The sequence below is a fragment of the Selenomonas ruminantium subsp. ruminantium ATCC 12561 genome, from assembly GCF_000424065.1.
GTDB lineage: Bacteria > Bacillota > Negativicutes > Selenomonadales > Selenomonadaceae > Selenomonas_A > Selenomonas_A ruminantium.
In genome coordinates, this window is record NZ_AUJE01000011.1 from 1 (window position 1) to 24,846 (window position 24,846).

General features: G+C 50.7%; 18 protein-coding genes, 3 tRNA genes and 2 rRNA genes. 15 read left to right on the top strand and 8 right to left on the bottom strand.

The window, feature by feature from the left end:
• The 5 genes from G598_RS0106005 to G598_RS0106025 all read left to right on the top strand — a co-directional run.
• Nucleotides 1-145, top strand: a 23S ribosomal RNA gene (locus tag G598_RS0106005); the annotation flags it as partial.
• A gap of 73 nt (nucleotides 146-218) precedes the next feature.
• Nucleotides 219-335, top strand: a 5S ribosomal RNA gene (gene rrf, locus G598_RS0106010).
• A 5-nt stretch (nucleotides 336-340) separates the two neighbouring features.
• A tRNA-His gene (locus G598_RS0106015) sits at nucleotides 341-416 on the top strand.
• 12 nt (nucleotides 417-428) lie between these two features.
• Nucleotides 429-504: transfer RNA gene (locus G598_RS0106020), tRNA-Trp, on the top strand.
• Between the two features lie 7 nt (nucleotides 505-511).
• Nucleotides 512-602: transfer RNA gene (locus G598_RS0106025), tRNA-Ser, on the top strand.
• Nucleotides 603-706: 104 nt separating this feature from the next.
• Here G598_RS0106025 and G598_RS0106030 read toward each other — a convergent pair.
• Together G598_RS0106030 and G598_RS0106035 are read right to left on the bottom strand one after the other, a co-directional pair.
• Nucleotides 707-1,468, bottom strand: a complete 762-nt coding sequence (locus tag G598_RS0106030; RefSeq protein ID WP_051180011.1) for a C40 family peptidase — start codon at nucleotides 1,466-1,468, stop codon at nucleotides 707-709.
• Between the two features lie 24 nt (nucleotides 1,469-1,492).
• A complete protein-coding gene (locus G598_RS0106035) occupies nucleotides 1,493-1,867 on the bottom strand; it encodes an ArsR/SmtB family transcription factor (RefSeq protein WP_080656963.1) in 375 nt (124 codons plus the stop codon).
• A gap of 223 nt (nucleotides 1,868-2,090) precedes the next feature.
• On the opposite strand from G598_RS0106035, the gene dcuC reads away from it, so the two are divergent.
• The 4 genes from dcuC (at nucleotide 2,091) to G598_RS0106055 (ending at nucleotide 7,385) form a co-directional block, all read left to right on the top strand.
• On the top strand, nucleotides 2,091-3,365 hold the full coding sequence (dcuC, locus tag G598_RS0106040; RefSeq protein ID WP_026766180.1) for a C4-dicarboxylate transporter DcuC: 1,275 nt from the start codon (nucleotides 2,091-2,093) through the stop codon (nucleotides 3,363-3,365).
• Between the two features lie 29 nt (nucleotides 3,366-3,394).
• On the top strand, nucleotides 3,395-4,513 hold the full coding sequence (locus G598_RS0106045; protein WP_026766181.1) for a M20/M25/M40 family metallo-hydrolase: 1,119 nt from the start codon (nucleotides 3,395-3,397) through the stop codon (nucleotides 4,511-4,513).
• A 340-nt stretch (nucleotides 4,514-4,853) separates the two neighbouring features.
• Nucleotides 4,854-6,647, top strand: coding sequence for a M48 family metalloprotease (locus tag G598_RS0106050; RefSeq protein WP_026766182.1), 1,794 nt, complete (start codon nucleotides 4,854-4,856; stop codon nucleotides 6,645-6,647).
• Nucleotides 6,648-6,791: 144 nt separating this feature from the next.
• Entirely contained in the window at nucleotides 6,792-7,385 is a 594-nt protein-coding gene (locus G598_RS0106055; RefSeq protein ID WP_026766183.1) for a recombinase family protein, read from the top strand.
• Between the two features lie 67 nt (nucleotides 7,386-7,452).
• Here the strand turns inward: G598_RS0106055 and G598_RS0106060 are convergent, their stop codons facing one another.
• Genes G598_RS0106060 through xylB form a run of 6 tightly spaced genes read right to left on the bottom strand, consistent with a single transcriptional unit; the run spans nucleotide 7,453 to nucleotide 15,216 of the window.
• On the bottom strand, nucleotides 7,453-8,469 hold the full coding sequence (locus G598_RS0106060) for a LacI family DNA-binding transcriptional regulator (RefSeq protein ID WP_026766184.1): 1,017 nt from the start codon (nucleotides 8,467-8,469) through the stop codon (nucleotides 7,453-7,455).
• Between the two features lie 53 nt (nucleotides 8,470-8,522).
• The gene (locus G598_RS0106065) at nucleotides 8,523-10,139 is read right to left on the bottom strand and encodes a glycoside hydrolase family 43 protein (RefSeq protein WP_026766185.1); all 1,617 of its coding nucleotides are present in this window, start codon (nucleotides 10,137-10,139) and stop codon (nucleotides 8,523-8,525) included.
• Between the two features lie 27 nt (nucleotides 10,140-10,166).
• The gene (locus G598_RS0106070) at nucleotides 10,167-11,582 is read right to left on the bottom strand and encodes a glycoside-pentoside-hexuronide (GPH):cation symporter (protein WP_026766186.1); all 1,416 of its coding nucleotides are present in this window, start codon (nucleotides 11,580-11,582) and stop codon (nucleotides 10,167-10,169) included.
• A 39-nt stretch (nucleotides 11,583-11,621) separates the two neighbouring features.
• On the bottom strand, nucleotides 11,622-12,245 hold the full coding sequence (locus tag G598_RS0106075) for a DUF4867 family protein (protein WP_026766187.1): 624 nt from the start codon (nucleotides 12,243-12,245) through the stop codon (nucleotides 11,622-11,624).
• A 21-nt stretch (nucleotides 12,246-12,266) separates the two neighbouring features.
• Entirely contained in the window at nucleotides 12,267-13,673 is a 1,407-nt protein-coding gene (locus G598_RS0106080) for a sugar porter family MFS transporter (RefSeq protein WP_419185350.1), read from the bottom strand.
• A gap of 49 nt (nucleotides 13,674-13,722) precedes the next feature.
• Nucleotides 13,723-15,216, bottom strand: a complete 1,494-nt coding sequence (gene xylB, locus G598_RS0106085) for a xylulokinase (RefSeq protein WP_026766189.1) — start codon at nucleotides 15,214-15,216, stop codon at nucleotides 13,723-13,725.
• 320 nt (nucleotides 15,217-15,536) lie between these two features.
• On the opposite strand from xylB, the gene G598_RS0106090 reads away from it, so the two are divergent.
• From G598_RS0106090 to csaB, 6 genes are all read left to right on the top strand, one after another.
• Complete coding sequence (locus G598_RS0106090) at nucleotides 15,537-17,033, top strand: L-fucose/L-arabinose isomerase family protein (protein ID WP_037363388.1); 1,497 nt, start codon at nucleotides 15,537-15,539, stop codon at nucleotides 17,031-17,033.
• Nucleotides 17,034-17,189: 156 nt separating this feature from the next.
• The gene (secA, locus tag G598_RS0106095; RefSeq protein ID WP_026766191.1) at nucleotides 17,190-19,796 is read left to right on the top strand and encodes a preprotein translocase subunit SecA; all 2,607 of its coding nucleotides are present in this window, start codon (nucleotides 17,190-17,192) and stop codon (nucleotides 19,794-19,796) included.
• A 14-nt stretch (nucleotides 19,797-19,810) separates the two neighbouring features.
• Entirely contained in the window at nucleotides 19,811-20,917 is a 1,107-nt protein-coding gene (prfB, locus tag G598_RS0106100) for a peptide chain release factor 2 (protein ID WP_026766192.1), read from the top strand.
• 106 nt (nucleotides 20,918-21,023) lie between these two features.
• Complete coding sequence (locus tag G598_RS0106105) at nucleotides 21,024-21,671, top strand: LmeA family phospholipid-binding protein (RefSeq protein ID WP_157833285.1); 648 nt, start codon at nucleotides 21,024-21,026, stop codon at nucleotides 21,669-21,671.
• 15 nt (nucleotides 21,672-21,686) lie between these two features.
• On the top strand, nucleotides 21,687-23,744 hold the full coding sequence (locus G598_RS0106110) for a DUF5693 family protein (protein ID WP_026766194.1): 2,058 nt from the start codon (nucleotides 21,687-21,689) through the stop codon (nucleotides 23,742-23,744).
• Nucleotides 23,744-24,835 (top strand): polysaccharide pyruvyl transferase CsaB, encoded by a 1,092-nt coding sequence (gene csaB, locus G598_RS0106115; RefSeq protein WP_026766195.1) that lies wholly within the window; start codon nucleotides 23,744-23,746, stop codon nucleotides 24,833-24,835. The genes G598_RS0106110 and csaB overlap by 1 nt, the downstream gene beginning before the upstream one ends.
• Nucleotides 24,836-24,846: the final 11 nt, after the last annotated feature.

The following is a 24,846-nucleotide window of genomic DNA, read 5'->3' on the forward strand; positions in this document are numbered from 1 at the left end:
CTAAGCGTGAAGCCTGTCCCGAGATGAAGTATCTCATGGAGTAATCCAGTAAGATTCCTTGAAGAAGACAAGGTAGATAGGTTGGGAGTGGAAGTGCCGTAAGGCATGCAGCGGACCAATACTAATAAATCGAGGGCTTATCTTTCAAGAAACTGAAATGTTCAATACAAACGATTTCTTCTGTATAGTTTTGAATGTGCATAACATTCAAAAGAATATCTGGTGACGATAGCTGAGTGGTTCCACCTGTTCCCATACCGAACACAGTAGTTAAGCACTCATACGCCGAAAGTACTTGTCTGGAGACGGACTGGGAGGATAGGGCGTTGCCAGTTTCATGGCGGCTTTGGTGAAGCGGTTAACACACTGGATTGTGGCTCCAGCATGCATGGGTTCGATCCCCATAAGTCGCCCCATTTTTAATATTTAGGGGTATAGCTCAATTGGTAGAGCAACGGTCTCCAAAACCGTAGGTTGTGAGTTCGATTCTTACTGCCCCTGCCATATATACGGAGTGGTACTCAAGAGGCTGAAGAGGACGGTTTGCTAAATCGTTAGGCTGGGTAACCGGTGCGGAGGTTCGAATCCTCTCCACTCCGCCACTTGAAATGATAGGTCATTGCTGAGCAATGGCCTTTTTGTTTATTTCCGCATTTCTCATTTTGCCATAAAAAATGACTGGTCAAACAATTGGCCAGTCGTTTTTTTATTTTACTATATGTTTGCCGCCTAAATAGCGTGGAGCCCAGTAGTCATCTTTGAGCGTATCGACACGTACGCCCCGGCTGGAGCTGGCGTGGATGAATTTATCCTCGCCCAGATAAATACCGCAGTGTGAGGCACCGGCTTCGTAGGTGGTGAAAAAGACCAAATCTCCGGGAACAAGCTGCTGGCTGCTCTTGGTACGCAGTCCCAGCTTGTACTGTTCATCGGCTGTGCGGGGAATATTGATGCCGTTTTTGGCAAAGACGTATTGCAGATAGCCTGAACAATCGAAAGCTTTGGGGGTAGCACCGCCAAATTGATAGGGAACGCCGATATAGGAACGGGCAGTTTTTAATAAGGCATTGACCTTGCTGCGGGCGAGAATCGGTGTATTATTTGGAGCCAATGGCCCTTTCGATTTTAGCGTTGAGCTGTTTTTAGTAGGGAGGGGCTTATGAACATCGCTGCCCCATTTTACCTTTTTGGCCTTTTGCAAAGCCCGCCAGGTGGCATTATTGACGATACCCGTGATGCGGATCTTATTGTCACGCTGAAATTCTGCCACAGCTCGTTCGGTTTCTGCACCATAAATACCATCCACAGAGGATATGGTATAGCCGACAGCCTGCAGTTTTTTCTGCAAGAGCAGTACATCATGCCCATGAGAGCCTTCTTGCAGGGTAGGGGACGCGAAAACCGTCTGGGCAGCAAACATCATGCTAAGTCCCAGGATAGCTCCGGTTTTTAGAGCAAACTTTTTCATCATCATCGTCCTTTCGGCAATATTTTATGCTTGTCTTTCCCGAACATGGTCAAGACCCTGCAGCATCAAGGTAAGTACATGGTCATCGTCAAGGGAATAAAAGGCTTCCTTGCCTGCCTTGCGGAATTTTACCAGCCGGGCAGCGCGGAGCACACGCAGCTGATGGGAAATGGCTGACTGTCCCATTTGCAGGGATTCTGCAATATCGCATACACATAGTTCATCTTCTGCTGCCAACAAAGATAAGAGCTTGATGCGGGTTTTATCCCCGAGAATTTTGAACAGGTCTGCAAGCTCCAGACTGGTTTCATCATCAAGCTTGTGCAGAGTACAGTGCTTAACCTTATCGGGATGAACATGATGTATATCGCAAATATCTGTTGTATTGGTTTCAGACATAAAATTTGTATCCTTCCTAGTTTAGACTTACTGCTAATTATATCACAATTTTTACTGACGGTGAAAATTTTCTTAATACACAGTTAACAAGTTTCCGATCATAAATATCCCTATGTATATCTCATACACACTTAAATATTATTCAGACTAATTGTAATCAATAGAAAAATAAGATATAATTATGTTTGCATAAATTATTTCAGTGAGCTTAGGAGGTATTTATATGTTACTCGCTGGCGGTATTATCGTTGTCCTGACTTTTGCGCTGATTATCAAGAAGATTGAAGCGCGGCTGGTACTCTTTCTGGCAGGCGTTATCATGTGTTTGATTGGCGGTTTGCCGGAAGATATCATGAAAGCCTTTATGAAGGCCATGACGAATAATTCTTTGGTGCCAACTATTTGTACGGTAATGGGTTTTTCCTATGTGATGAAACTCACCGAATGTGACCAGCATCTGGTGCAGTCGATTTCCGGAATTCTCAAAAAGGGACGTACGGTTTTGGTGCCCCTGTCCTTTTTCCTGACTTGGTGGATTAGTCTGGCCATTCCTTCAGCTGCCGGCTGCTCGGCTGCGGTGGGCAGTATTCTGATTCCGACCTTGATTGCCGCAGGTGTCCATCCGGCGATGGCAGCAGCTACGGTGCTGGCCGGAACGTGGGGCAGCGCCATCAGCCCGGGCAATGCCCATAATCCCTTTGTGGCAGATTTAGCCGGTACGGATATGATGACGGTCATCATCAACGAAACGCCGGCATCGATTATTGCATCGTTTGCCTGCATAGCGGTGATGACGGCTTATGCAGTGTTCATGAAAGAAGGTGCCAGTGAAGAACGCCGTGAGGCATATCTGGCCACGCTGGAAAAGGAACAGCACCATGATATGCATGACTTTAAGGTAAATCCGCTGCGGGCTGTTGTTCCTTTGGTACCGCTGTTACTGCTGATTTTGGGTTCCAAGCAGGTTGCGGTTCTGCCGGAAATGAGCGTGGCTCTGTCCATGATTATCGGTGTAGTTTTGGGACTCCTCGCTACCTGGTCCAACGCGCAGGAAGTCTGCAAGAATTTCTTTGATGGTATGGGCAGCGCCTATGCCAATGTTATCGGTTTGATTGTCTGCGCTAGTGTATTCACTACGGGGATGGCAGCAGTGGGCCTTACGGGGGCACTGACGGAAGTGATGAAGGGTTCCCAGTCGGCAGCTGCTGCTGCGGGTACCTTTGGCCCGTTCCTGATTGCTGTAATTTCCGGTTCCGGTGATGCGGCAGCCTTTGCCTTCAATGGTGCGGTGACGCCCTTCGCGGAAAGTTTTGGCATGAGCATTATGGATTTGGGGTCGCTCGCGCAGATTGCCGGGGCGATGGGCCGTTCCATGTCGCCTGTGGCTGGTGCTGCGATTATTTGTGCAGGTCTTGCCAAGGTCAACCCCATGGAAGTTTCCAAGCGCAATGCTCTGCCTTGTCTGGCAGCGGCGTTGGTACTGATGCTGTTCCTGTAATTTTAGCTTGATGGAAGAAGGTATAACAGATGATTAATGAACAGCGTGTATTGGATGAATTTTTGGAACTGGTGCAGATTCGCTGCTCCACCCATGATGAGCGGGAAGTTGCTGACCTGCTCACGAAGCGTCTGACGGATTTAGGCGGCAAGGTTAAGGAAGACAACGCCGGTGAAAAAATCGGCGGCAATACCGGCAATCTGGTAGCGGATTTTCCGGGAACGATAGAGGCACCAACCGTCATGCTGACCGCGCATATGGATTGCGTGGAACCCTGTGCCGGTGTGAAGCCGGTGGTAAAAGACGGCATTATCCGTTCGGATGGCACGACGATTTTAGGCGGTGACGATAAGGCAGGCGTAGTGGCGATTTTGGAAACCCTGCGCCAGCTCAAGGAAAAGAATATTCCGCATGGGCCGCTGCAGGTTGTCTTTACCGTAGCTGAGGAAAATGGCGTACATGGTTCGCAGAACCTTGACCAGAGCCTGTTGCATGCCGATTTTGGCTATACGCTGGATACCCATAATCACCCGGGGAATATGACTTTTATGGCACCGGGCAAGAATCAGATTAAGATTCATATTGAGGGCAAGGCCAGTCATGCTGGTGTAAATCCCGAAGCGGGTATTAATGCGATATGTGCCGCAGGACTATTGATTGCCGATGCCCCGCAGGGACGTATTGATGAGGAAACCACCTGCAATCTGGGCAAAATTGTCGGTGGTTCTGCTACCAATGTCGTAGCCGAAACCTGTGATGTGTTCTACGAAAGCCGCAGCCGCAACAAAGCGAAACTGGATAAGATTACGCAGGAAATCTGCGACCATTTTGTAAACGGCGCGGAAAAGACCAGCTGTAAGATTACAGCCGAAGTCAGTCCGGACTATGGCCCCTATCTGCTGGACAAAGATGCTCCCGCTATACAGATGGCCATTAAAGCAGCTGAAAGGCTGGGCCTGCCGGTGAATCTGGAAGAATCCGGCGGTGGTTCGGACGCAAACCATTTCAATACCTATGGTATTCCTACCGTAGTGCTTTCTGTAGGGATGGAAAATGCTCATACCAAGGACGAATACATTGAAGAAAAGGATTTGTATGATGCCGCCAGATGGGCGCTGGAAATCGTCAAAACCGCAGCGGAAAAGTAAATAGACGAAAAAAAGGCCATGGAGCGGGATTAACTCCATGGCCTTTTAGGGAAGGGATGATAAAAAATTTGAGAAATGGGAAGCAAGAAGGGTGGGATATTCCTTCTTGTTTAGGGAATCAATAAGAGCATGTAACTTGGGGGATTAACCAAGTATCTCTTACCGACAAGCTTATTATAGCGAAGTTTTATGAAAACAATATGTAACTGAGGTTACAAAACACAAAAAAATGATATTTTTTTGCCGAAAAATTTTCAGCTAGCTTTAATATTAGTGTGATAAAATGGAAACGATAAGAAAATTTGGATGTAATGAGGTGATTCCTTTGTTTATTCGCAGCTTGCATAAAAAAATAACTACGATTGTAGCTACCGGTTTAGTGGGGGCTGGTATATGGCTGCCCTTGCCTAAAGCTGAGGCCGTAGATGCCTGGGGAGCGGCGGCACAGGCTTTGGGCGTATTTGCAGCCTATCAGTCCAGCCTGGCCAGTATTTTGGATTTGGGTAACAATGTCAGTGCGCAGGTGCAAAGCCGGGCGCAGGATTTGGAACAGAACGGCCTTGACCCCAATGCCCATGATGTACAGGTGGTCGACCAGGTGATGGAACAGCTGGTTAATAAGGGGGATTACGTGCTGAAGGTTAATTCCCTGCCGTTTATTTGGGCAGTGAACGATAGCAAGGACTTTAATGCGGCCTGTTATCCGACCAATTATATCAGCATTAACCGGGCACTGGTGCGGGGGCTGAATCTCGAACCAGATGAACTGGCGGCGGTATTTGCCCATGAAATGACGCATGGCCTGGAACAGCACAGTGCCAAGAATTATGCCAAGGCCGTAGCCCAGTATATGGGCATGAGCATGATCAATATGGAAACCGGCTCCATGGACTGGAATAAGCTCAATGGGCTGGCAGGTTACTCCATTGCCAAAAACATCACCCTGCCCACGGAGAATGAAGCCGATGAAGGCGGTTTTTACATCATGACCAGCGCCGGTTTTAATCCCGGCGGCGGTGCAGCGGCCATGGCTCGTATGGGATATTATCTCACCTACGAAACCCAGAACTTTTTGGAATATCAGGACCCTGACCCCAAAAAACAGGAACGGGAAAGCTACAGCGATCACCCTGAGACCAGGCAGCGTGAGGAACGGCTGGCAAAACTCATGTCCGACTATGGCTGTGGCCATGTGACGGTGCAGAACAGGCAGGATATCTATATCGATGGCGAAAAACTCCTGACGGTGACGCCCACCTCTGAGGATTACGATAACACTGTGGAAACGGCCTATCTAACGGCTGGTGCACTGGCCAAAGCCTTTCATGACTATGATCGTATTCAAGGCTGGAATTTCCGTACAGATAGTACGGGCCGCATAACCTGTCTGTCCAATGACCGGGTCAATGTTGCATTGTTGGATAATTTGGCGAAAACACAAACTGGCGAAAAATTGCAGGCACTCGTGGAGAAAGCCTATGCGCGTGAAGCGGTTGACGGCGCCCGGAATAAAATGTGGGCGGCTGCTGTGAAACGGGTACAGGCATTGGATAACCGGCGGGAAGATGTGCTCAATGCCGATGGCAAAGCCGTAAAAAAGATGCGGGAAAACGCCGATGCCTACAGCGATTTCGGCTGGGGTGAAAAGGCCAACTTGCAGATGAAACGCGTATTTGCCAGCCGCAAGCTGGACAATCTGGCGGAAAGCCAGGCCATCAGTGCCCGTGCAAAGGCGGTAAATGGTGACTTTGCCGGAGCACTCAGCGAAGCGGATAAGGCCGTAGCAACGGACAGCAAGAACATCTACACCTACCTCAACCGGGCAGATATCTATCATATGCAGGGCGAATGGGATAAAGCCCTGGCCGATTTGGCCAAAGCCAAGGAAATCGACAAGAAAAATGCCATTTCCTATTACCTGGCAGCCGTGATTGAGGACGAACAGGGAAACAGTGAGGCAGCCAAGGCGGATTTTGCCGAACTTTACCGCCTGCAGCCCAAATCGGTGAGCAAAATTCCTGATGTTTATTTGCAGGACATTGCCCCCAAAGAATACAATGCACGGGAAAAGAAAAAAGCCGAGGCGCGGAAAAAATACGCGGAAGAGTGGAAGAAGTCGCATAAAGACAAATAGATAAAAGCGATTGCAGAGGAACTATTGCTGATGCAATCGCTTTTATGATGCAAAAAACATTCAATATATAGGTGTAGTTTCCTCCCTCAAAAGTTATGTATATCTATTAGAAGGTACATTATAATATTATTGGGAGGGGAAACTATGCAAACTTATGCGTATATCCGTGTATCATCGTTAGACCAAAATGAGGCCCGGCAATTGGAAGCAATCCAGGAACTGGCCATACCACAGAAGAACATCTATATGGACAAGCAGTCGGGAAAGGACTTTCATCGGCAAAGTTATCAAAAATTGCTCAAAAAAATGCAGCGAGGGGATTTGCTGTATGTGCTGAGCATTGACCGGCTAGGACGCAATTATAAGGAAATCCAGAATCAGTGGCGTTATCTTACCGAAGATATCGGCGTGGATATCTGCATCCTCGATATGCCTTTGCTGGATACCAGACAGTATAAAGATTTGCTGGGCACTTTTATCGCCGATTTGGTCTTGCAAATCCTGTCCTTTGTCGCCGAATCCGAGCGGGAGAACATCAAAAAACGTCAGTCGCAGGGCATAAGCGCGGCCAAAGCCAAGGGAATCCGCTTTGGCCGTCCCGGAGCCTATGTCCCTAAAAATTTCGCCAGTCTCGTCAAACGTTGGCGTAACCGCCAAATTCCTTTGAAGGTGCTGCTTAAAGCCTGCTCCATCAGCCGGTCTACCTTCTTCCGGCGGATTCAGGAAATGGGGCTCTAACAGCAAAAAATGAGCCTGACCGCTAAATGGTGGTCAGGCTCAAAATTTTATTGGTCATTTGTGGAGATTAGAGGTTTTCAAAGAGTTTTATTTCATTTTTGTAAATGAATTCCTCTTTTTCCGGCAGCCGTCCATGTACCAGGTATTCAAAGGCTTTGTTGACAGCACTGAATCCTTGCCGGTAGGGGTGCTGGTAGATGGTGGCCTTGATGATGCCGAACTGCATCATTTCTACGGTGGTGGGAACGGTGTCGAAGGCGATGATCAAGGGCCGTTTTTCTTCCGGCAACTGCATGACGGCACGGCAGGTGCCGTAGACACCGGCGGCCAAAATGCTGATGGCATTGATTTCCGGATGAGCGGTTAAAAGCTCCTTGGTTTTTTCGTAGGCGTAAATGTCATCATCATTGTTTTCCAGCACGGTTGCCAGCTGAAAATCCGGCAATCGCTGCATGCGGGATTTGAAACCTTCCAGACGGAGGCGATGACCGCGCAGTTTCAGGCTGCCGAGGATAATGGCCAGATTGGCTGTTTTGCCCACGAGCGCTTCCATCAGTGCACAGGATGTTATGCCGCCGTTGTAGTAGTCACTGCCCACATAGCAATGGCGCTTTGTACCTTCAATATCGTTGTTGACGGTTACCACGAAGACGCCTTTGTCAATCATGCGATTGATTTGGCTGACAATAGCTGGGTCATCAATGGGGTTGATGATGAGCGCCTGTACCTGGTCTTCGATTTTTTGCAGGGTTGCTAACTGTTTGGCCGGGTCATAACCTTTCATCGTATGGTATTTTATTTGGACACCATAGATTTGATATTGGGCAGCTGCTTCTTCCATGCCCTTTAGTACATCGTCAAAGAAGGGGTTGTTCTCAGAGGGGATTACAATGCCGATGACTGGTCTTTTTTTTCGGGCTGAAAGTGCTTTGCCGGCAGGGTTGGGGGTATAGCCTAATTCCTTGGCGATTTGACGGATTTTGTCAGCGGTTTCTGAGTTTACCCGGCCGCGGCCATTTAATGCGCGGTCTACTGTGCCTCGGGAAACACCGCATATTTCCGCAATACTTTTCATCGTAACCATGCCTGTACCTCCAGTTAGCTCTTTTATCTATTATTTTAACAAGTAACGTGAATTCAGTCCAGTTCCTTGTAAGTGAAATAATCAAAGTCAGCGGGAAGCGCTGTGCCGGTAATATCAATGGCGTTTATGCCGACGAAAGCACCAGTGAAGAATCCGCCGCCGCGCACATAGTCATCGGAGAGTTTCCAGCTGGGCAGTTCTATGGGCAGGGTGTGGAAGGTTTCGCCATCGAAGGAATAAGCGTATTGGTAGATTCTGCCGCGCACGGATACCTTGAAGTGGACGGTCTTTACTTCATCGGGAATGGGGATTTCTGCTCCGGCAAGCGGCATGGAGAAGGTGCCGTTGTCGGCGGTGACCAAATCGATGATACGGCCTTTTTCTTCGTTCCAGGTCACATGGATGCTGGACCAGTTTTCCGTATTGTAGTAGCAGGTAAGACCGGCCATCTGCTGGAAGGAGTTCGGAGAAAATTCCACGCTGGTTCCAGCATCGAAATTGAAGGACTGCCAGCGGCGGGCAATATGGGCCTGGGTAAATTTGGACTGCAGGGATTCGCGGCCGTACAGGCGCAGGAAGCCGGGACGGGCGGTGAGACTGCCCAAATGCTCACTGAAGGGGATACGCAGGGTCTGGAAGTTGATGTTTAAGGTGTCCTTATCGAAGTCATCGCGTTCTTCGTAAGTCGGTGCCCATTCCTGCTGGGGCAGGTCAGGTGCTTCGACTTCTAAGGAACCCTGCTGACCGCCAACGACTACGGGCCAGCCGTCCTGCCATTCGATTTTTTGGATGGCGGTTTCTCTGCCCAGCGGACAGAAGGCATGCTGTTCGCGTTCGCGGCTGGGGAAGCCGGCGGGGGCAGGCAGGGGTCTGCCAGTCAGATGGGCTAAGTACCACTGGCCGTTTTGCGTTTCGACTAATGATGCATGGCCGCATTTCTGCAGGGGGTTATGGACTTCCTTCCATGCCGACAGCAGGGGATAGTCCGGCTGTATTTCATAGGGCCCGTGGATAGTCTTGCTGCGGGCGATGGTCTCAGAATGCTGATACGTCGTGCCGCCTTCAGCTGTCATGAGGTAATACATATCGTTGATATAGTAAAGGTGGGGACCTTCGGTATAGGCAATATCGGTACCCTTATAGATGATTTCCGGCTTGCCGATGAGTTTTTCTTCGGCTACGGAATATTCCTGCAGGGCAATGCCGTAGAAATTATGATGGTAGACGCGCTGATCCCAGTACATATTGACCAGATATTTTTTGCCGCTGGGGTCATGGAACAGGGAGGCATCAAAGCCAGCACCGTTCAGGAGTATCGGTTTTGACCAGGGGCCTTTTATGTCTTCGGCGGTGGTCAGGTAGTTATGACAATCCTTCCACATGCCGTCTACGACCTTTACATCGGTGTAAATGAGCCAGAACTTGCCATCGGCATAGGAAAGGTCAGGTGCCCAGATGCCGCCGGAATCCGGATTGCCTTTCATATCCAGAAATTCCGTGGTGGAAAGGGGATGGGCAACGAGGTGCCAATGTACTAAATCTTTGGAATGATGAATCTGCACACCGGGGAACCACTCGAAGGTGGAGGTGGCAATATAGTAGTCATCGCCTGCCCGGACAATGCTGGGGTCGGGGTTAAAGCCTTTTAATACGGGATTTTGAATGTTCATCTTGAAGTCTCCAATTTAAACACGTTTTTACAAGGTGCTGGCAGCCAGCTGACTGTCATCTGTGTAATGCTTTTCCTGCTGGTGACGTTGTTCCAGTTCGGTAATGATCTGATGATAGCGCTTATCGTCAAGACCATAGAAGCAGATGTCGATAAAGGCCAGAGCCAAAAAGAGGATGGGGATGATGGTCGTGGTGAGAAGAATGCCTTCCAAAGCTTCCGGTGTCTGTACCTGATTGGCCACATAGCCGAAGTGAGCCAGCATAAAGCCGGGGACAATGCCGCCGAGTGCCAGGCCAAATTTGAAGAAGAAGCCGATGATGGCATAAATCATACCGCTCAGGCGTTTGCCAGTTTTGTATTCGCCATATTCGATGGTTTCGGGAATCAACGCCCACATAAAGCCGCCGGCGACGATAATGCCGCAGGAGCCGATGAAGCGGGCAACCATGATAGCCGTGATGTTTTCAGCAGGCACAACATAGGTAACGGCGCAACCGATGATACCCAGAGCGAGGGAAATGCGCAAGAGATTAATCTTGCCGACTAATTTATTGAACGTGGGGACGAGAGGGAGCAGGAAAAATGCGGGGAGGGTACCGATGAGGCCGTACCACTGAATGAGGTCAGGGCGGTTGCAGTTATAGGTGACGAAGTAGGTGCCGATGGAGTTCATTACCGCCATCATGCCAAAGAGAATGATGAAGAACAGGCTCAGGACAACCAGGGGACGGTTTACCTTGAACTGTTTGAACACGTCGACGAAGCGGAGTTTTTCCTCATTGGAGGGGTCAATCTGAATGCGCTCCTTAGTCTGGGAGAAGCAGTAGAGCAGCAAGAGGGCGCCAACAACGCTGTAAAGGCCCATGGTCACCTGCCAGCCAAAGCGGGATTCCTCACCGGTATAGCTGCCGGAAATCATGGTGACGAGAACGGGGATGCCGAAGGAAACGATAAGACCGCCTAAGTTAGCGCAGAGCATGCGGATGGAGGTCATGCTGACAACTTCCTTGTTGTCACGGGTCATAGCGGCAGTTAGCGCACCATAGGGGATATTGATGGTGGTGTATACCAACGACAGGCCGATGTAAGTCGCATAAGCATAGAGAATGCTGGCGCCTTCAGACAGTGCCGGGGTGCTGAAGCAGAGAATGCCCAGCACCGCAAAGGGGAATGCACCGTAGAGGAGATAGGGACGGAACTTGCCGTACTTAAATGTATGCTTATCGACGAAGGTGCCGACAATGGGGTCAACAATGGCATCCATTACGCGGACCACTAAAAACATGGTCGCCACAATTTCGGCGGGCAGTCCATAGACGTTGGTGTAGAAAAACAGCAGATAACTGCAGACTGTGGTGTAGATGAGATTGCAGGCCAAATCGCCCATGGCGTAACCTGTTTTTTCCCGCATTGACAGCTTGTAATTTTTCAATGCATCCATGTAGTGTTCTCCTTTCGTTTTTACAATATATTCATCCGTTTACAAAGAGAGGTTTTCGCCTTTCAGGCCAATCCAGGCGCCGGATTTATCCAGACCGCTTTCTTCATGGGCGATAAGCCATTTGTTTTCGGCAAACAGCAAACGTTCTTCGCCCTGTGCTTTGCTGGTATCTTCGGTAAGTTCCTCATTGGTGTGCCGCGGCAGAACTACGCCGCAGCGGAATTCTTTGCCGTCAACGCCGCAGGGAGCAAAATGCAGGGTCGTGGCATAGAGTTCCACGGCGGTTCCGGCAGGTACCAAAAAGCATTCGACGTTTTCCGTATCATAGGTATAATCGTTCAGGTCAATATCCTGCTGGAGTCCGACCATCAGTACAAGGTCGGTCGCGGCGATGTCGATTTCCGAGCTGCGGTGATATTCCAACGCATTGAGCTTGTTGTTCCAGCCGCTGCAATGACCAAATTCCACCGGCATCTGGCCGTAAACGATGTTTTCCATGGTCTGGTAAAGGGGAAGCTGTTCAAATTCAGCTACTGATGGTTCGTAAACCACTTCGCCCTGTGCCGTTACGGGATGGGCATTGATTGCCTTTACGAAATCCTGCGTATCGACATCCAAAACGCGGCCATAGATATTGAATTCTTTATCCATTACAGTTTTCATTTGTAACACCTCATTCATTAATCAAATACCGATATTTCTCAGTTTTTTGCCGGCCATCAGATTCTGTTCAATCTTTTCCAGGGAAACATTTTTGGTTTCCGGTACATAATACATGGTCAAAGCGATGAACAGGCCGTTGAGTACGGCATAGAGCCAGAACGTATGGGCAGAACCCAGCGTATCGACCAGGGAGAGGAAGGTCGCACCAACGATGGCGCAGGTAATCCAGTTGGTCATGGTGGAGCAGGCAATACCGAATTCACGGCTCTTTAAGGGCTGGATCTCGGAGCAGAGCACCCAGACAATCGGGCCGGCGCTCATGCCGAAACCGGCAATGCTGACCATCGTCATGATGGCGGCCAGATAGGATACGCTGATGGGGGCATTGCCGGCTTCGAGCAGGGACATGCAGACGCCTACCACAGCCATGGCAAGGGCCATAACGGCAAAACCAACTTTCAAGGCAGGCTTGCGGCCGGATTTATCCACCATCCAGATGGCAATAAACGTGGACAGGGTGAAGACAATACCGTTGATTACGGTACCAATCATCTGTTCTTCGGTAGTGGAGAAACCGGCAAGGCTTAAAATTTTCGGGGAATAATACATGATGACGTTAAAACCGGTGAATTGCTGCATGGCCTGCAACAGCACGCCTAAGAATACTGCACGGCGCACATTGCTGTTGGTCTTGAAGAGCTGCCAGCCGGCTTGTTTTACCTTCAGTGATTCCTCAATGTCAGTCATCTCCTCATGAGCTGCCTGAGGATCGGGGTTAAGACTTTTGATGACCGTATCAGCCTCTTCCTTGCGGCCAACGGCTGCCAACCAGCGGGGACTGTCGGGCAGTTTGGCTACGGTGAGAATCAATACGACGGCGGGGATGGCGATAACCGTCAGCATCATGCGCCAGTTACCGGTGTAGCTGAATGCTGTATCAGAAAGAAAGGCGGCGAGAATACCTACCGTGACCATGAGCTGGTAGCCGGAAATCACCTTGCCTCGGGCGTTTTTATCGGCCATTTCGGCCAGATAAAGGGGAGCGGTATAGGAAGCAATTCCTACGGAAAGGCCCAGAATCAGGCGGGCGGCAATCAGCATATCCGCACTGCCGGCAAGGCCTGAACCTACAGAACCCACAATGAACAGGGCGGCGCCAATCACGAGACTCTTTTTCCGGCCAATGGCTTTGGCCATAAAGGAGGCACAAATCGCGCCGACAGCTGCGCCGACCATCATGGAGCTTACCACCCATTCCTGGGCACTGCTGGAAAGATTCCATTCCTGGCTGATAAACGGCAATGCGCCGGAAATAACGCCCTGATCCAAACCAAAGAGAAGACCTGCCATACCGGCAGCAAAGTAAATGAAAAATTTAAGTCGGGAAGCCTGTTTTTCTAACTCGGTGTTTTCAATTGCTGAAGCAATGTTTTCCACGGTAACAATCCCCTTTCGTTCTGTAAACAGAAATGAAAATTTACAAAGCAGCTAAATCTCCATAGCATTCTTTGAGCTGATCATAAAGCTTGTTGTACAGTTTATGTACCTTGCCATAATATTCATGGGCATCCGGTTTGGGCTGGCAGACCGAAGCCGTACCGACAAATCTCCGGCAGGCCGTGGGCACATCTTCGTAGATACCGGCGGCAACACCGGCTAAAATGGCCGCACCCAAAACCGCTCCGCCGCCTTCGCCGCCTACTTTTACCGGGCAGCCATACATATTGGCCAGCATCTGCCGCCACAGGGGACTCTTGCTGCCGCCACCGCAGGCCATCATATCCTTGACTTTGATGTTCATTTCCTGCAAAATGTTCCAGCAGTCGAGCAGGGAGAAGCTTACGCCTTCCATAACGGCCCGCAGCATATCGGCACGCTTGTGCATAGCGGAAAGACCGAAGAATACGCCGCGGCAGTCTGGGTTGAGGTGTGGTGTGCGCTCACCCATCAGATAGGGGAGATAAATCAGGCGGCGGCTGCCGCGGGGGACGCCGGCAATGGCCTGATTGATGGCATCATAATCCATGTTTTCGGCCAGGTTTTCCCGGAACCACTTCAGGGAAAGGCCGGCTGCCTGCGTGACGCCCATGACGTGCCAGCAGCCCGGCACAGCGCAGCAGAAGGTGTGTACCCGGCCCTGCGGGTCGATAACAGGGGTATTGGTGTGGGCAAAAACTACACCGCTTGTGCCGATGGTGGTAAAGGCCTTGCCTTCCTCAACAATGCCTGTGCCAACCGCTGCGGCAGCATTGTCACCAGCGCCGCCGGCGACAACGCAGTTCACGGAAAGACCAGTTCTCTGGGCAAATTCCGTGGAGATATGTCCGGTGACTTCCGGTGATTCAAAGACTTTGGGCAGAAGATTTTCGTCAATGTCGAGCTTTTCCAGGATTTCCTTTGACCAGCAACGGTTCGGCACATCTAAAAGCTGCATGCCGCTGGCATCGGAAACTTCCGTAGCATATTCGCCGGTCATCACAAAGCGTACATAATCCTTGGGGAGCAGGATATGACGGCAGTTGGCGTAATTTTTGGGTTCGTGGTTGCGTACCCAGAGAATCTTGGAGGCGGTAAAGCCGGTCAGTGCAGGGTTCGCTGTGATTTCGATAAGCCGTTTCGCACCGACTTTGGCGGTGATTTCCTCACATTCAGCAGCTGTCCGCTGGTCACACCAGATAATCGCCGGCCGGATGACATCATTGGCTTCATTGAGCATGACCAGGCCGTGCATTTGTCCGGAAAGGCCGATGCCTTTGATGTCTTCGGCATTTACGCGGCTCTTGGCGATGACTTCACGGATGGTACTGGCGGCAGCTTCTTCCCAGTCCTGGGGATTTTGTTCGGCCCAGCCGTTTTGGGGCTGATACAAGGGGTAGTCCGCAGAAGCTTCGGCAACCGGACGGCACTCCTCATCGTAGAGCACGGTCTTGGTGGCCGAGGTTCCGACGTCTACACCAATCAAGTAATTCATTTCAAGTTCCTCCTAAAATGGTTCTATGATTGCTATTGGCGTGCTTGTGCACGCAAAATAACTGTAATCAATATAGCACAGGATAAAACAAGAATCAATACTTTTTGTGTGACAATTTTTTATTTTATGTGACCTTAGAAAAAACCACTAATAATATTAAACCTGGAAAATATTTTTATAGACCAATAAAAATCAAAATAAAACGATTGACAAGTGAATCCTATGGTGCTATGCTTTGTACATGGTTGGCGTGCACAAGCACGCAAGACCGTATTACATTCCATCCAAATCATTATGTGTCAAAAAAGGAGCGCTTAAACATGAGTAAGCTGACGAACATCCCTTCGGTCAAATGTGGTATTATTTCCGTAAGCCGTGACTGCTTTATTATTTCCCTGTCGGAAAATCGCCGTAAAGCAATTGTCGAGGCTTATGGCCAAAAATATGGTGAACTTTATGAAGTGCAGAAAACGGTAGAAAATGAAAAGGATATGTTAGAGGCTGTGGCAGAAGCCAAGGAAGCGGGTTGCAATGCGCTGGTGGTATTCCTCGGCAACTTTGGCCCGGAAACGCCGGAAACGTTGATTGCCAAGGTTTTTGACGGCCCGGTTATGTATGTGGCAGCTGCAGAAGAAACGGGCAAGAATCTCATCAATGGCCGTGGCGATGCTTACTGTGGTATGCTCAACTGCTCCTATAATCTGGGGCTGCGTCATCTGAAAGCCTTTATCCCGGAATATCCGGTAGGGACGGCTGAAGAACTAGCCAAAATGATTGCGGAATTCCAGCCGGTAGCGCGTACGCTCTTAGGTCTCAAAGACCTCAAAATCATCACCTTTGGCCCGCGTCCGCAGGATTTCTTCGCCTGCAATGCGCCGATTCAGCCGCTCTATGACCTCGGTGTGGAAATCGAGGAAAATTCGGAGCTGGATTTACTGGTGGCTTATCGTGCGCATCAGAATGACCCGCGCATCAAGGACGTGGCGGAGGACATGGCTAAAGAACTCGGCCAGGAGGGCAATCCTTATCCGGAGATGCTGCCCCGTATGGCACAGTTTGAGCTGACGCTCCTGGATTGGGCTGAGGAGCACAAAGGTGCCCGCAAGTATGTGGCCTTTGCCGATAAGTGCTGGCCGGCCTTCCCGAAGGAATTCGGTTTTGAACCCTGCTATGTCAACAGCCGTCTGGTCAGCCGTGGCATTCCGGTATCCTGTGAAGTGGATATCTATGGTGCGCTCAGCGAATACATTGGCCTCTGTGTCAGCGGGGATGCCGTTACGCTCCTGGATATCAACAACTCTGTACCGAGAGACATGTTTGAGGATTCCATTAAGCCGTTTGGGCTGTACAAGTTGGAAGATACCTTTATGGGCTTCCATTGCGGCAATACGCCACTCTGCAAACTGCGTAAAGGCGGCGTGAAATACCAGCTCATTCAGAACCGTCTGCTCGAAAATGGCGGCACGCCGGACTTCACGCGCGGTACGCTCGAAGGCGATATTGCCGATGGAGACATCACGTTCTTCCGCCTGCAGAGCACTTCGGACGGTCAGCTTAGAGCCTATATTGCGCAGGGTGAAATCCTGCCGGCAGCCACGAATTCCTTTGGCGGCATTGGCATTTTTGCCATTCCGGAAATGGGCCGATTCTATCGTCATGTGCTCATTGAAAAGCGCTTCCCGCATCATGGTGCAGTAGCTTTCGGCCATTATGGCAAAGCTATCTATGATGTGCTCAATTACCTTGGTGTTGCGGATATTTCCTATAATCAGCCTGCGGGCAATCTTTATCCTACGGAAAATCCCTTCCATAAATAATATATACTAACAACGTTTAATCCCCTTGGCGGTTGGACTGTGGCTTGGCAGCAGCAGTTCAGCCGTTTTTTTTCTGCACTTGCCTGAATTGACTTATGTACCTGTCTTTGTTAATATTGTAAGGTAGGTTTAATAATAGGATTGGAGTGATTTTGTTTGCTGGGATTTCTCAAAAGATTCTTAGGCGACAATAACGATAAAGAGATTGCCCGTTATCGCGAGGTTGTCGAAAAAATCAACGCCCTGGAGCCGCAGATGGCGAATCTGACGGATGACAAGCTGACGGGTTATACGAGAAAATTTAAGGAGCGTCTGGCTGAAGGTGAAACGCTGGACGATTTGCTGCCGGAAGCCTTTGCGGTAGTGCGTGAAGCTTCCCGCCGTACGCTGGGCATGCGTCATTTTGATGTGCAGATGATTGGCGGTATGTGCCTGCATGAAGGCCGTATTGCAGAAATGCGTACCGGTGAAGGTAAGACTTTGGTCGCAACGCTGCCGGTATACCTCAATGCGCTGACGGGCAAGGGCGTGCATGTGATTACGGTCAATGACTATCTGGCCCGCCGCGACAGCGAGGAAATGGGCAAGCTCTATCGTTTCCTGGGGCTGACGGTTGGTCTTGTGGTGCACGATATGGACTTTCCGGAACGCAAGTATGCTTATAGCTGCGATGTAACCTTCGGTACGAACAATGAGTTCGGTTTTGACTATTTGCGCGACAACATGGTCATTTATCCCGACCAGATGGTACAGCGGGAACTCAATTACGCCATCGTCGATGAAGTGGACTCCATTCTCATCGATGAAGCGCGTACGCCGCTTATTATTTCCGGCCCGGGCGCAAAGTCCACGGATATGTATGCGACCATGGCCCGCGCTGTTGCTACGCTTAAAGAGGGCGTGGATTACAAGGTCGATGAAAAGCAGAAGACGGTGGCGCCGGACGACAGCGTTGTGCCCAAAATTGAAAAGATGCTGGGCATTAGCAATCTCTATGCACCGGAAAATATCGAGCTGTCCCATTGCTTCACGGCAGCTCTGCGTGCCAAGGCGCTCATGAAACGTGACCGTGATTATGTGGTACGCAATGATGAAGTCATCATCGTCGATGAATTCACGGGCCGTCTGATGGAAGGCCGCCGTTATTCCGATGGTCTGCATCAGGCTATCGAGGCCAAAGAGGGCGTGAAGATTCAGCGTGAATCCCAGACGCTCGCGACGATTACCTTCCAGAACTACTTCCGTATGTACAACAAGCTCTCCGGTATGACCGGTACGGCCAAAACCGAGGAAGACGAGTTCCTGAAGATTTACAATCTGCCGGTAATCGTGGTGCCGACCAACCGTCCAGTACAGCGCATTGACCATCCGGATCTTATCTATAAGAACAAGGCGGCCAAATACCGCGCTGTGGGCAAGTTCGTCAAGGAACTGCACGAGAAGGGACAGCCGGTGCTTATCGGTACGACCTCCATTACGCAGTCGGAAGAACTCAGCAATGTGCTCAAGAAAAACGGTATTCCGCATAACGTATTGAACGCTAAGTTCCATGAAAAGGAAGCAGAAATCATCGCCGATGCCGGTCAGCGTGGTGCCGTTACCATTGCCACTAACATGGCTGGCCGTGGTACGGATATCAAGCTCGGCGAAGGTGTGCCGGAACTCGGCGGCTTGTTCATCGTGGGTACGGAGCGCCATGAATCCCGTCGTATCGACAATCAGCTGCGCGGCCGTTCCGGCCGTCAGGGAGACCCCGGTGCATCCCGTTTCTTCCTGTCCTTGGAAGACGATTTGTTGCGTCTGTTTGCTTCCGATAGAATTGCCGGCATGATGGATAAGCTGGGCATGGAAGAAGACGAACCGATTGAACATAAGCTCATCACCAACTCCATCGAACATGCACAGAAGAAGGTCGAAGCGCGTAACTTCGATATCCGCAAGCACGTGCTCGAATACGATGATGTCATGAATCAGCAGCGTGAGGTTATGTACGGCGAACGCCGCAAGATCTTGCTCGGCGAAAACCTGCGTGAAAACATCATGGGCATGGTCAATCATATCATCAAAGATGAGATGAACCAGTATGCCAATGAACAGCTCTATCCGGAAGAATGGCAGCTCGATGGCCTTATCGAGGATGCCGAAAAGATTTACGCGCCGGCAGGTGCTTTGAAGAAGGAAGAACTGGTTGAGCTTTCCCGCGATGAACTGAAGGAAAAACTCGAACAGACGGCTGCCGATGGCTATCATCAGCGTGAACTGCTGTTCGGTGAAGAGAATATGCGTGAGCTCGAAAAGGTTGTTATGCTCCGCGTAGTCGACAGCAAGTGGATGGAACATTTAGACCACATGGATATGCTGCGTGACGGCATCAACCTGCGGGCTTATGGCCAGCGCAATCCGCTCGTGGAATACAAGATTGAAGCGCTCGATATGTTTGAGGAAATGGAATCGGCCATCATGGACCAGATTGCTTCCCTGATGTATCATGTGAGCATTGTAACGCCGCAGCAGCAGGAAGCTGAAGCGGAAGGTCGGCCGGTCGAAGCCAGTGTCACGCAGAAGCAGAAGATGGAAGAAACCATTAAGGCACAGCGCTCTCAGTTGTCTGACCACCTGAGCAGTGCTCAGGCCAGCCATGGTGATGAAGTCAGCACGGCAACGGCACACAAGGCACAGGCTGCAGAAAAAGTCGGCCGCAATGACCCCTGTCCCTGCGGCAGCGGCAAGAAATATAAAAATTGCTGTGGGCGCAATAAGTAAGAAAGGTGTAAAGAATGCTTGAAGATTTGAAACCCCGCTTAGGCGAACTCAAGGAAAAACTCGACCATATGGGCGAGTCTTTGGAAATTCCCCGCAAGGAAGAGAAAATCGCCGAGCTCGAATATAAGATGGGCGAACCCACGTTTTGGGATGATGCGGAAGCCGCCCAGAAAATCAATCAGGAACTGGCGGACTTGAAATCCAGTGTGGATAAGTATAAGTCCCTGGTATCCAAGCACGAAGATGCGGAAACCCTGCTGGAAATGGGTCTTGAAGAAGATGACCCCAGCATGGAAGATGATGTGAAGTCCGAACTCGATGAAGTGGCCGAAGGTCTTGAAGCTTTGCAGCTCGAAGTGTTGCTTTCTGGCCCCTATGATGGCAATAATGCCATCCTGACCCTGCATGCTGGTGCGGGCGGAACGGAAGCTCAGGACTGGACGCAGATGCTTCTGCGCATGTACGGCCGTTGGGCTGAACGCCATGGTTTTACCGTGGAAACAGCCGATTTGCTGCCCGGTGATGAAGCGGGCGTAAAATCCGCTACGCTCTTTATCAAGGGCCATAACGCTTATGGCTTCCTGAAATCGGAAAAAGGCGTACATCGTCTCGTGCGTATTTCGCCCTTTGATGCCAATGCCCGCCGTCATACGTCGTTCTCGGCCTGCGATATCATGCCGGAAATTGACGATGCGGTGGAAGTGGATATCAACATGGCTGATGTGCGCGTGGATACCTATCGTGCATCTGGTGCCGGCGGTCAGCATATCAACAAGACGTCCTCGGCTGTGCGTATGACCCATGAGCCGACGGGCATCGTGGTACAGTGCCAGAACGAACGTTCCCAGCTGCAGAACCGCGAGCAGTGTCTCAAAATGCTCCGCGCCAAGCTCTTTGAACTCGAAATGGAAAAGAAGGAAGCAGAGCTGGCGAAGCTGGAAGGCGACCAGCAGAATATTGAATGGGGCAGCCAGATCCGCTCCTATGTGTTCCAGCCCTATACCATGGTCAAAGACCACCGCACGAGCCAGGAAACGGGTAATGTGCAGGCGGTTATGGATGGGGATATTGACCCCTTTATCCGCGCATTTTTGGCGGCAAAGGCCAATCACGAAATTTAAGCATTTCGATAAGCCTTCCCGGAGGGGAAGGCTTCTATTTTGAGGGGGAGGGCTGATTTTGCGAAAAGGCTTGACTATTCTGGGTGCTTTATTCATAATAATAATCGTGTTTAGTGAGACGCTGCTTCCCTGGCTGGCCAATGTGACCTTGCAGACCCGCATGAATGAGCGCCTTTCGACCAGTGATTCCCAGGTAGCGGCAGACAGCCAGCCGGGGCTTCTGCTTCTCTTTGGGCAGATACAGCATATGCATGCTGTGGCACATCAGGCCAAGGTGGGGCAGGTCTATTTCCGGGAAATCAGTCTTTCCGGGGAAAATGTGCGCCTGAATGTCGGGGATTTGCTGCAGGCGGGAAAGGTCGCGCTGAGGTCCGCAGATAAGCTGGTCTTAAAGGGCGTGGTCGATGAGGAAAATCTGCAGGAAGCCCTGACCCGCAAACTGGAAAAGGTGGAAAATGTTCAGGTCAGCATTAAGCCGGAGCGTGTATTGGTTACGGCCAATACCAAGTTATTGGGCCGTGTGGTGGACATTGAACTGGAAGGGAATGTCATTGAAGACAGTGGTTCCCTGTATTTTCAGATGACGCATTTGGCCTTTAAGAACAGCCGCATTGGTACGGCAAAGTTGGGGGATATGTTTGGCAATATCCAGCTGGCACCGCCGAGCAGGCTGCCCATGGGGATGCAGATAAACGATGTGCAGCAGACCGATGGTGCTATTGTGGTTACGGCTGCGCGAGATAATGTGGAATAAGGTGGAAAGAGGATAATGAAGGATTTTAAGTATAACCGGGGATTGGTACTGGTTATCATAGTCGGTTTGATCGCGGCGCTTATGATAAGTTTTGCCCGGCATGATGTGGAGGAAGCGAATCGTCAGATTGATTTGGCAACCAATTATGAGGACTTGCTGGAACTGGCTGATCGGGAAGGTCTGCCGGCAGACGAGGTGCTGGCTAAGGCCAAAGAGGCAGGAATCACCTCGCTGGCGGTTTATGATACCACCTTTAAGAAGCTCAATGCCAATGGCAAAGCTACGGCCATTGCCGGCAGCGAGATTCTGGCCAATTATCATAGTGGCACTTTATCTGACTCAATGTGGCGGCAGCTGGTCGCCAATGGCAAAATTCAGGGTAACGAAATCTACATCGTGGGGCATGATGCCCGTACCTGGAAAGAGCTTAAGGAAGATGTGCCCCGCCGCTTAGGCAAGGAACGTGTGGAACTTTTGCAGGTGGGCAGCGAAGAAGTGATGGCGGTCAAGGCACACTTTGAGTCCTTTGTGAAGATGGATATCGGTATGCCCACAGATGAAATGGAAGCGGTGAACAAAGCCGGTTTTCACGTCATCGCTCGTCCCAGCAATTTCAGCCAGTGCACCGATGACGATGTAAAAGCCATGTTCAAGCGTTTGGACGGCATAGATGTTTCCGAAGTGGTCTTCTCCGGCTCGCAGGTATTAGGTGCGAATAAAGCCCTGCAGACCACGGTTGATGAAATGAAGGCCCGCAACCTGACCATGGGACTGATTGAGGGGGTGACCCAGCTGCAGTTCTACAAGCAGGACGGCATGGACGAAGTGGTTAAGGGCATTGGTTATGATAAAGTTGCCCGCCTGTACGCTATTCCTAAAGATGAACAGCCGAAACTCAAAATCGATACGGCGGTGGAACGCTGGGCAAATACCGATGAGGAGCGCAATATCCGCATTGATTTGCTGCGCATTTACGATAAGCCCTCGCCGAATATGAGCCTGATGGAAACCAATATGCAGTATTTCCAGGATACGCATGATATCCTGGTTGCCCATGGCTATACGGTCGGCCCTTCTGGTACGTATGCTGCATTCTATCCGAGCAAATTCCTGCGTGCGCTGGTGATGGCCGGCGTAGCTGCAGCAGCAGTGCTGTACTTGAGCCTCGTTATTCCGTCGCTTAATACGGCCGTGAAAAAACAGTGGCTGCTTTTTGCTGTGTTTGCCCTGTGTGCAGCAGTGCCTGTACTGATGGGAACCGGTGCGAAAATCCGGGTGCTCGCAGCTTTGGCCAGCGCCAATTTATTCCCTGCGCTGGCGGTTATCTTCCAGTTGGATAGAATCCGCTATCTGCGGGATAAGATTTCCCTGGGCTTCGGCAAGATGCTCGTTACGGGGCTTGTTGCCCTCTTTGTAACCGGAGCACTTTCCTATATCGGCGCGGCTTATCTTTCCGCTTCTTTGGCCGATACGGAATATCTGCTCGAATTCCAGATTTTCCGCGGAATTAAGCTGACTTTCGTACTGCCGCTGATTCTGGTGGGCATTGCCTTCCTGCAGCGCTTTGATATCTTCGATGGCCGGATGGACGATACAGATGGCGTGATGAATCAGCTCAAAAAGATTCTGGATATGCCGGTGAAGATTAAGACGCTTTTCCTGATGTTTGCCGTGCTGATTGCCGGTGTCGTCTTTGTGGCCCGCAGCGGTCATACCTCCGGTATGCCGGTTTCGGCTACGGAACTGAAGTTCCGGGCATTCTTGGAACAGGCATTCTATGCCCGTCCGCGTACCAAGGAGCTTTTGATTGGGCACCCCGCCTTTATGCTGGCGGTGATGGCGTTCTGGCGCAAGTGGCCGACGATGGTCTTCTTCGGCCTGGTACTGATTGCGACCATCGGTCAGGGGTCTATGGTTGAGACGTTTGCCCATATGCGGACGCCGGTTTACATGTCCTTTATGCGCGGCATTGGGGGCATTGTCTTAGGTGCCGGAATTGGTGCAATTGCCATGATGCTGGTGCAGCTGTGGCAGACGGTTATTTCACGAGCAAAGGAGCGTAAAGCAGCGTAATGAGCAGAATCGTCGTATCGGGGTATTACGGCTCAAAAAACGCCGGAGATGAAGCCATGCTGGCTGCCATGCTGGAAGTTCTCGGCGACCTCGACCCAAAACTTCATATTACGGTGATTTCTGCCGACCCGGAGGACACCCGGAAACGTCATGGTGTTGATGCGATTTCCTGGCTGGGATTTCCGGCCATTATCCGGGAACTTCGGAAAGCTGACCTCCTTATCAGTGGCGGCGGCAGCTTGCTGCAAAATGTCACCAGCCGCCGCAGTCTTTACTATTATATGTTCATCATCATGCTGGCACATATTCTGGGAACCAAGGTTATGCTCTATGCACAGGGCATTGGCCCTATTATCGGCCGGGTAGCCCAGCTGGCCATGGGCTTTTTGGGCAATCATGTGGATTTGATCACGGTTCGGGACGAAGGTTCCTTGCGGGAACTGGCCCGGCTGGGTATCCATAAGACCGCTATTGAATGTACTGCAGATCCGGTGCTGGCGATTCACCCGGTGGGCAAAGAAGCCGGCAGAGCCATCTTCAAGGCCTATAATGCCGATGGTGCTAAACCGGTTCTGGGGATTTCGGTGCGGGAATGGCAGGGCTGGCGTCATTATAAGGAAGTCCTCGCGGAGGTTTCCGATATGGTGGTGCGGGAACTGGGGGCACGTGTAGTATTCATTCCCATGCAGTTCCCCGATGATGTAAAGGCGGCGCAGGCTATAGCGGCCCTTACACATGAAGAATGCACGGTATTGAAGGACGAATACACGACCAGCGAGTTCCTCTCATTGGTGGGCAATATGGACTTGATGCTGGGCATTCGCCTGCATGCCTTAATATTTGCCGGTGTAATGGGCGTGCCGATGCTGGGGATATCCTATGATCCCAAGATTGACCGTTTTTTGTCCTCCATTGGTGAGGAACCGGTGGGAAATCTGCGTGATGTAACCGCTGAGGAACTCATGGCGGAAATTCGCCGCAAATGGAATGACAAGCAGACCTTCCGGCAGAGAAACGGCGAGCTTTTGGCAGAACTTCGGGAGCTGGCTGCCCATAATGCGGAGCTGGCCGTAAATTTAGCACATAAGTAATGAATAAAACC

Bases quoted from the DNA above. Each gene is read 5' to 3' on its own strand.
- G598_RS0106065 (WP_026766185.1), bottom strand. From the start codon at position 10,139: ATGAACATTCAAAATCCCGTATTAAAAGGCTTTAACCCCGACCCCAGC.
- G598_RS0106075 (WP_026766187.1), bottom strand. From the start codon at position 12,245: ATGAAAACTGTAATGGATAAAGAATTCAATATCTATGGCCGCGTTTTG.
- G598_RS0106045 (WP_026766181.1), top strand. From the start codon at position 3,395: ATGATTAATGAACAGCGTGTATTGGATGAATTTTTGGAACTGGTGCAG.
- prfB (WP_026766192.1), top strand. From the start codon at position 19,811: ATGCTTGAAGATTTGAAACCCCGCTTAGGCGAACTCAAGGAAAAACTC.
- G598_RS0106070 (WP_026766186.1), bottom strand. From the start codon at position 11,582: ATGGATGCATTGAAAAATTACAAGCTGTCAATGCGGGAAAAAACAGGT.
- xylB (WP_026766189.1), bottom strand. From the start codon at position 15,216: ATGAATTACTTGATTGGTGTAGACGTCGGAACCTCGGCCACCAAGACC.
- G598_RS0106055 (WP_026766183.1), top strand. From the start codon at position 6,792: ATGCAAACTTATGCGTATATCCGTGTATCATCGTTAGACCAAAATGAG.
- G598_RS0106090 (WP_037363388.1), top strand. From the start codon at position 15,537: ATGAGTAAGCTGACGAACATCCCTTCGGTCAAATGTGGTATTATTTCC.
- G598_RS0106030 (WP_051180011.1), bottom strand. From the start codon at position 1,468: ATGAAAAAGTTTGCTCTAAAAACCGGAGCTATCCTGGGACTTAGCATG.
- G598_RS0106035 (WP_080656963.1), bottom strand. From the start codon at position 1,867: ATGTCTGAAACCAATACAACAGATATTTGCGATATACATCATGTTCAT.
- G598_RS0106110 (WP_026766194.1), top strand. From the start codon at position 21,687: ATGAAGGATTTTAAGTATAACCGGGGATTGGTACTGGTTATCATAGTC.
- csaB (WP_026766195.1), top strand. From the start codon at position 23,744: ATGAGCAGAATCGTCGTATCGGGGTATTACGGCTCAAAAAACGCCGGA.
- G598_RS0106060 (WP_026766184.1), bottom strand. From the start codon at position 8,469: ATGGTTACGATGAAAAGTATTGCGGAAATATGCGGTGTTTCCCGAGGC.
- dcuC (WP_026766180.1), top strand. From the start codon at position 2,091: ATGTTACTCGCTGGCGGTATTATCGTTGTCCTGACTTTTGCGCTGATT.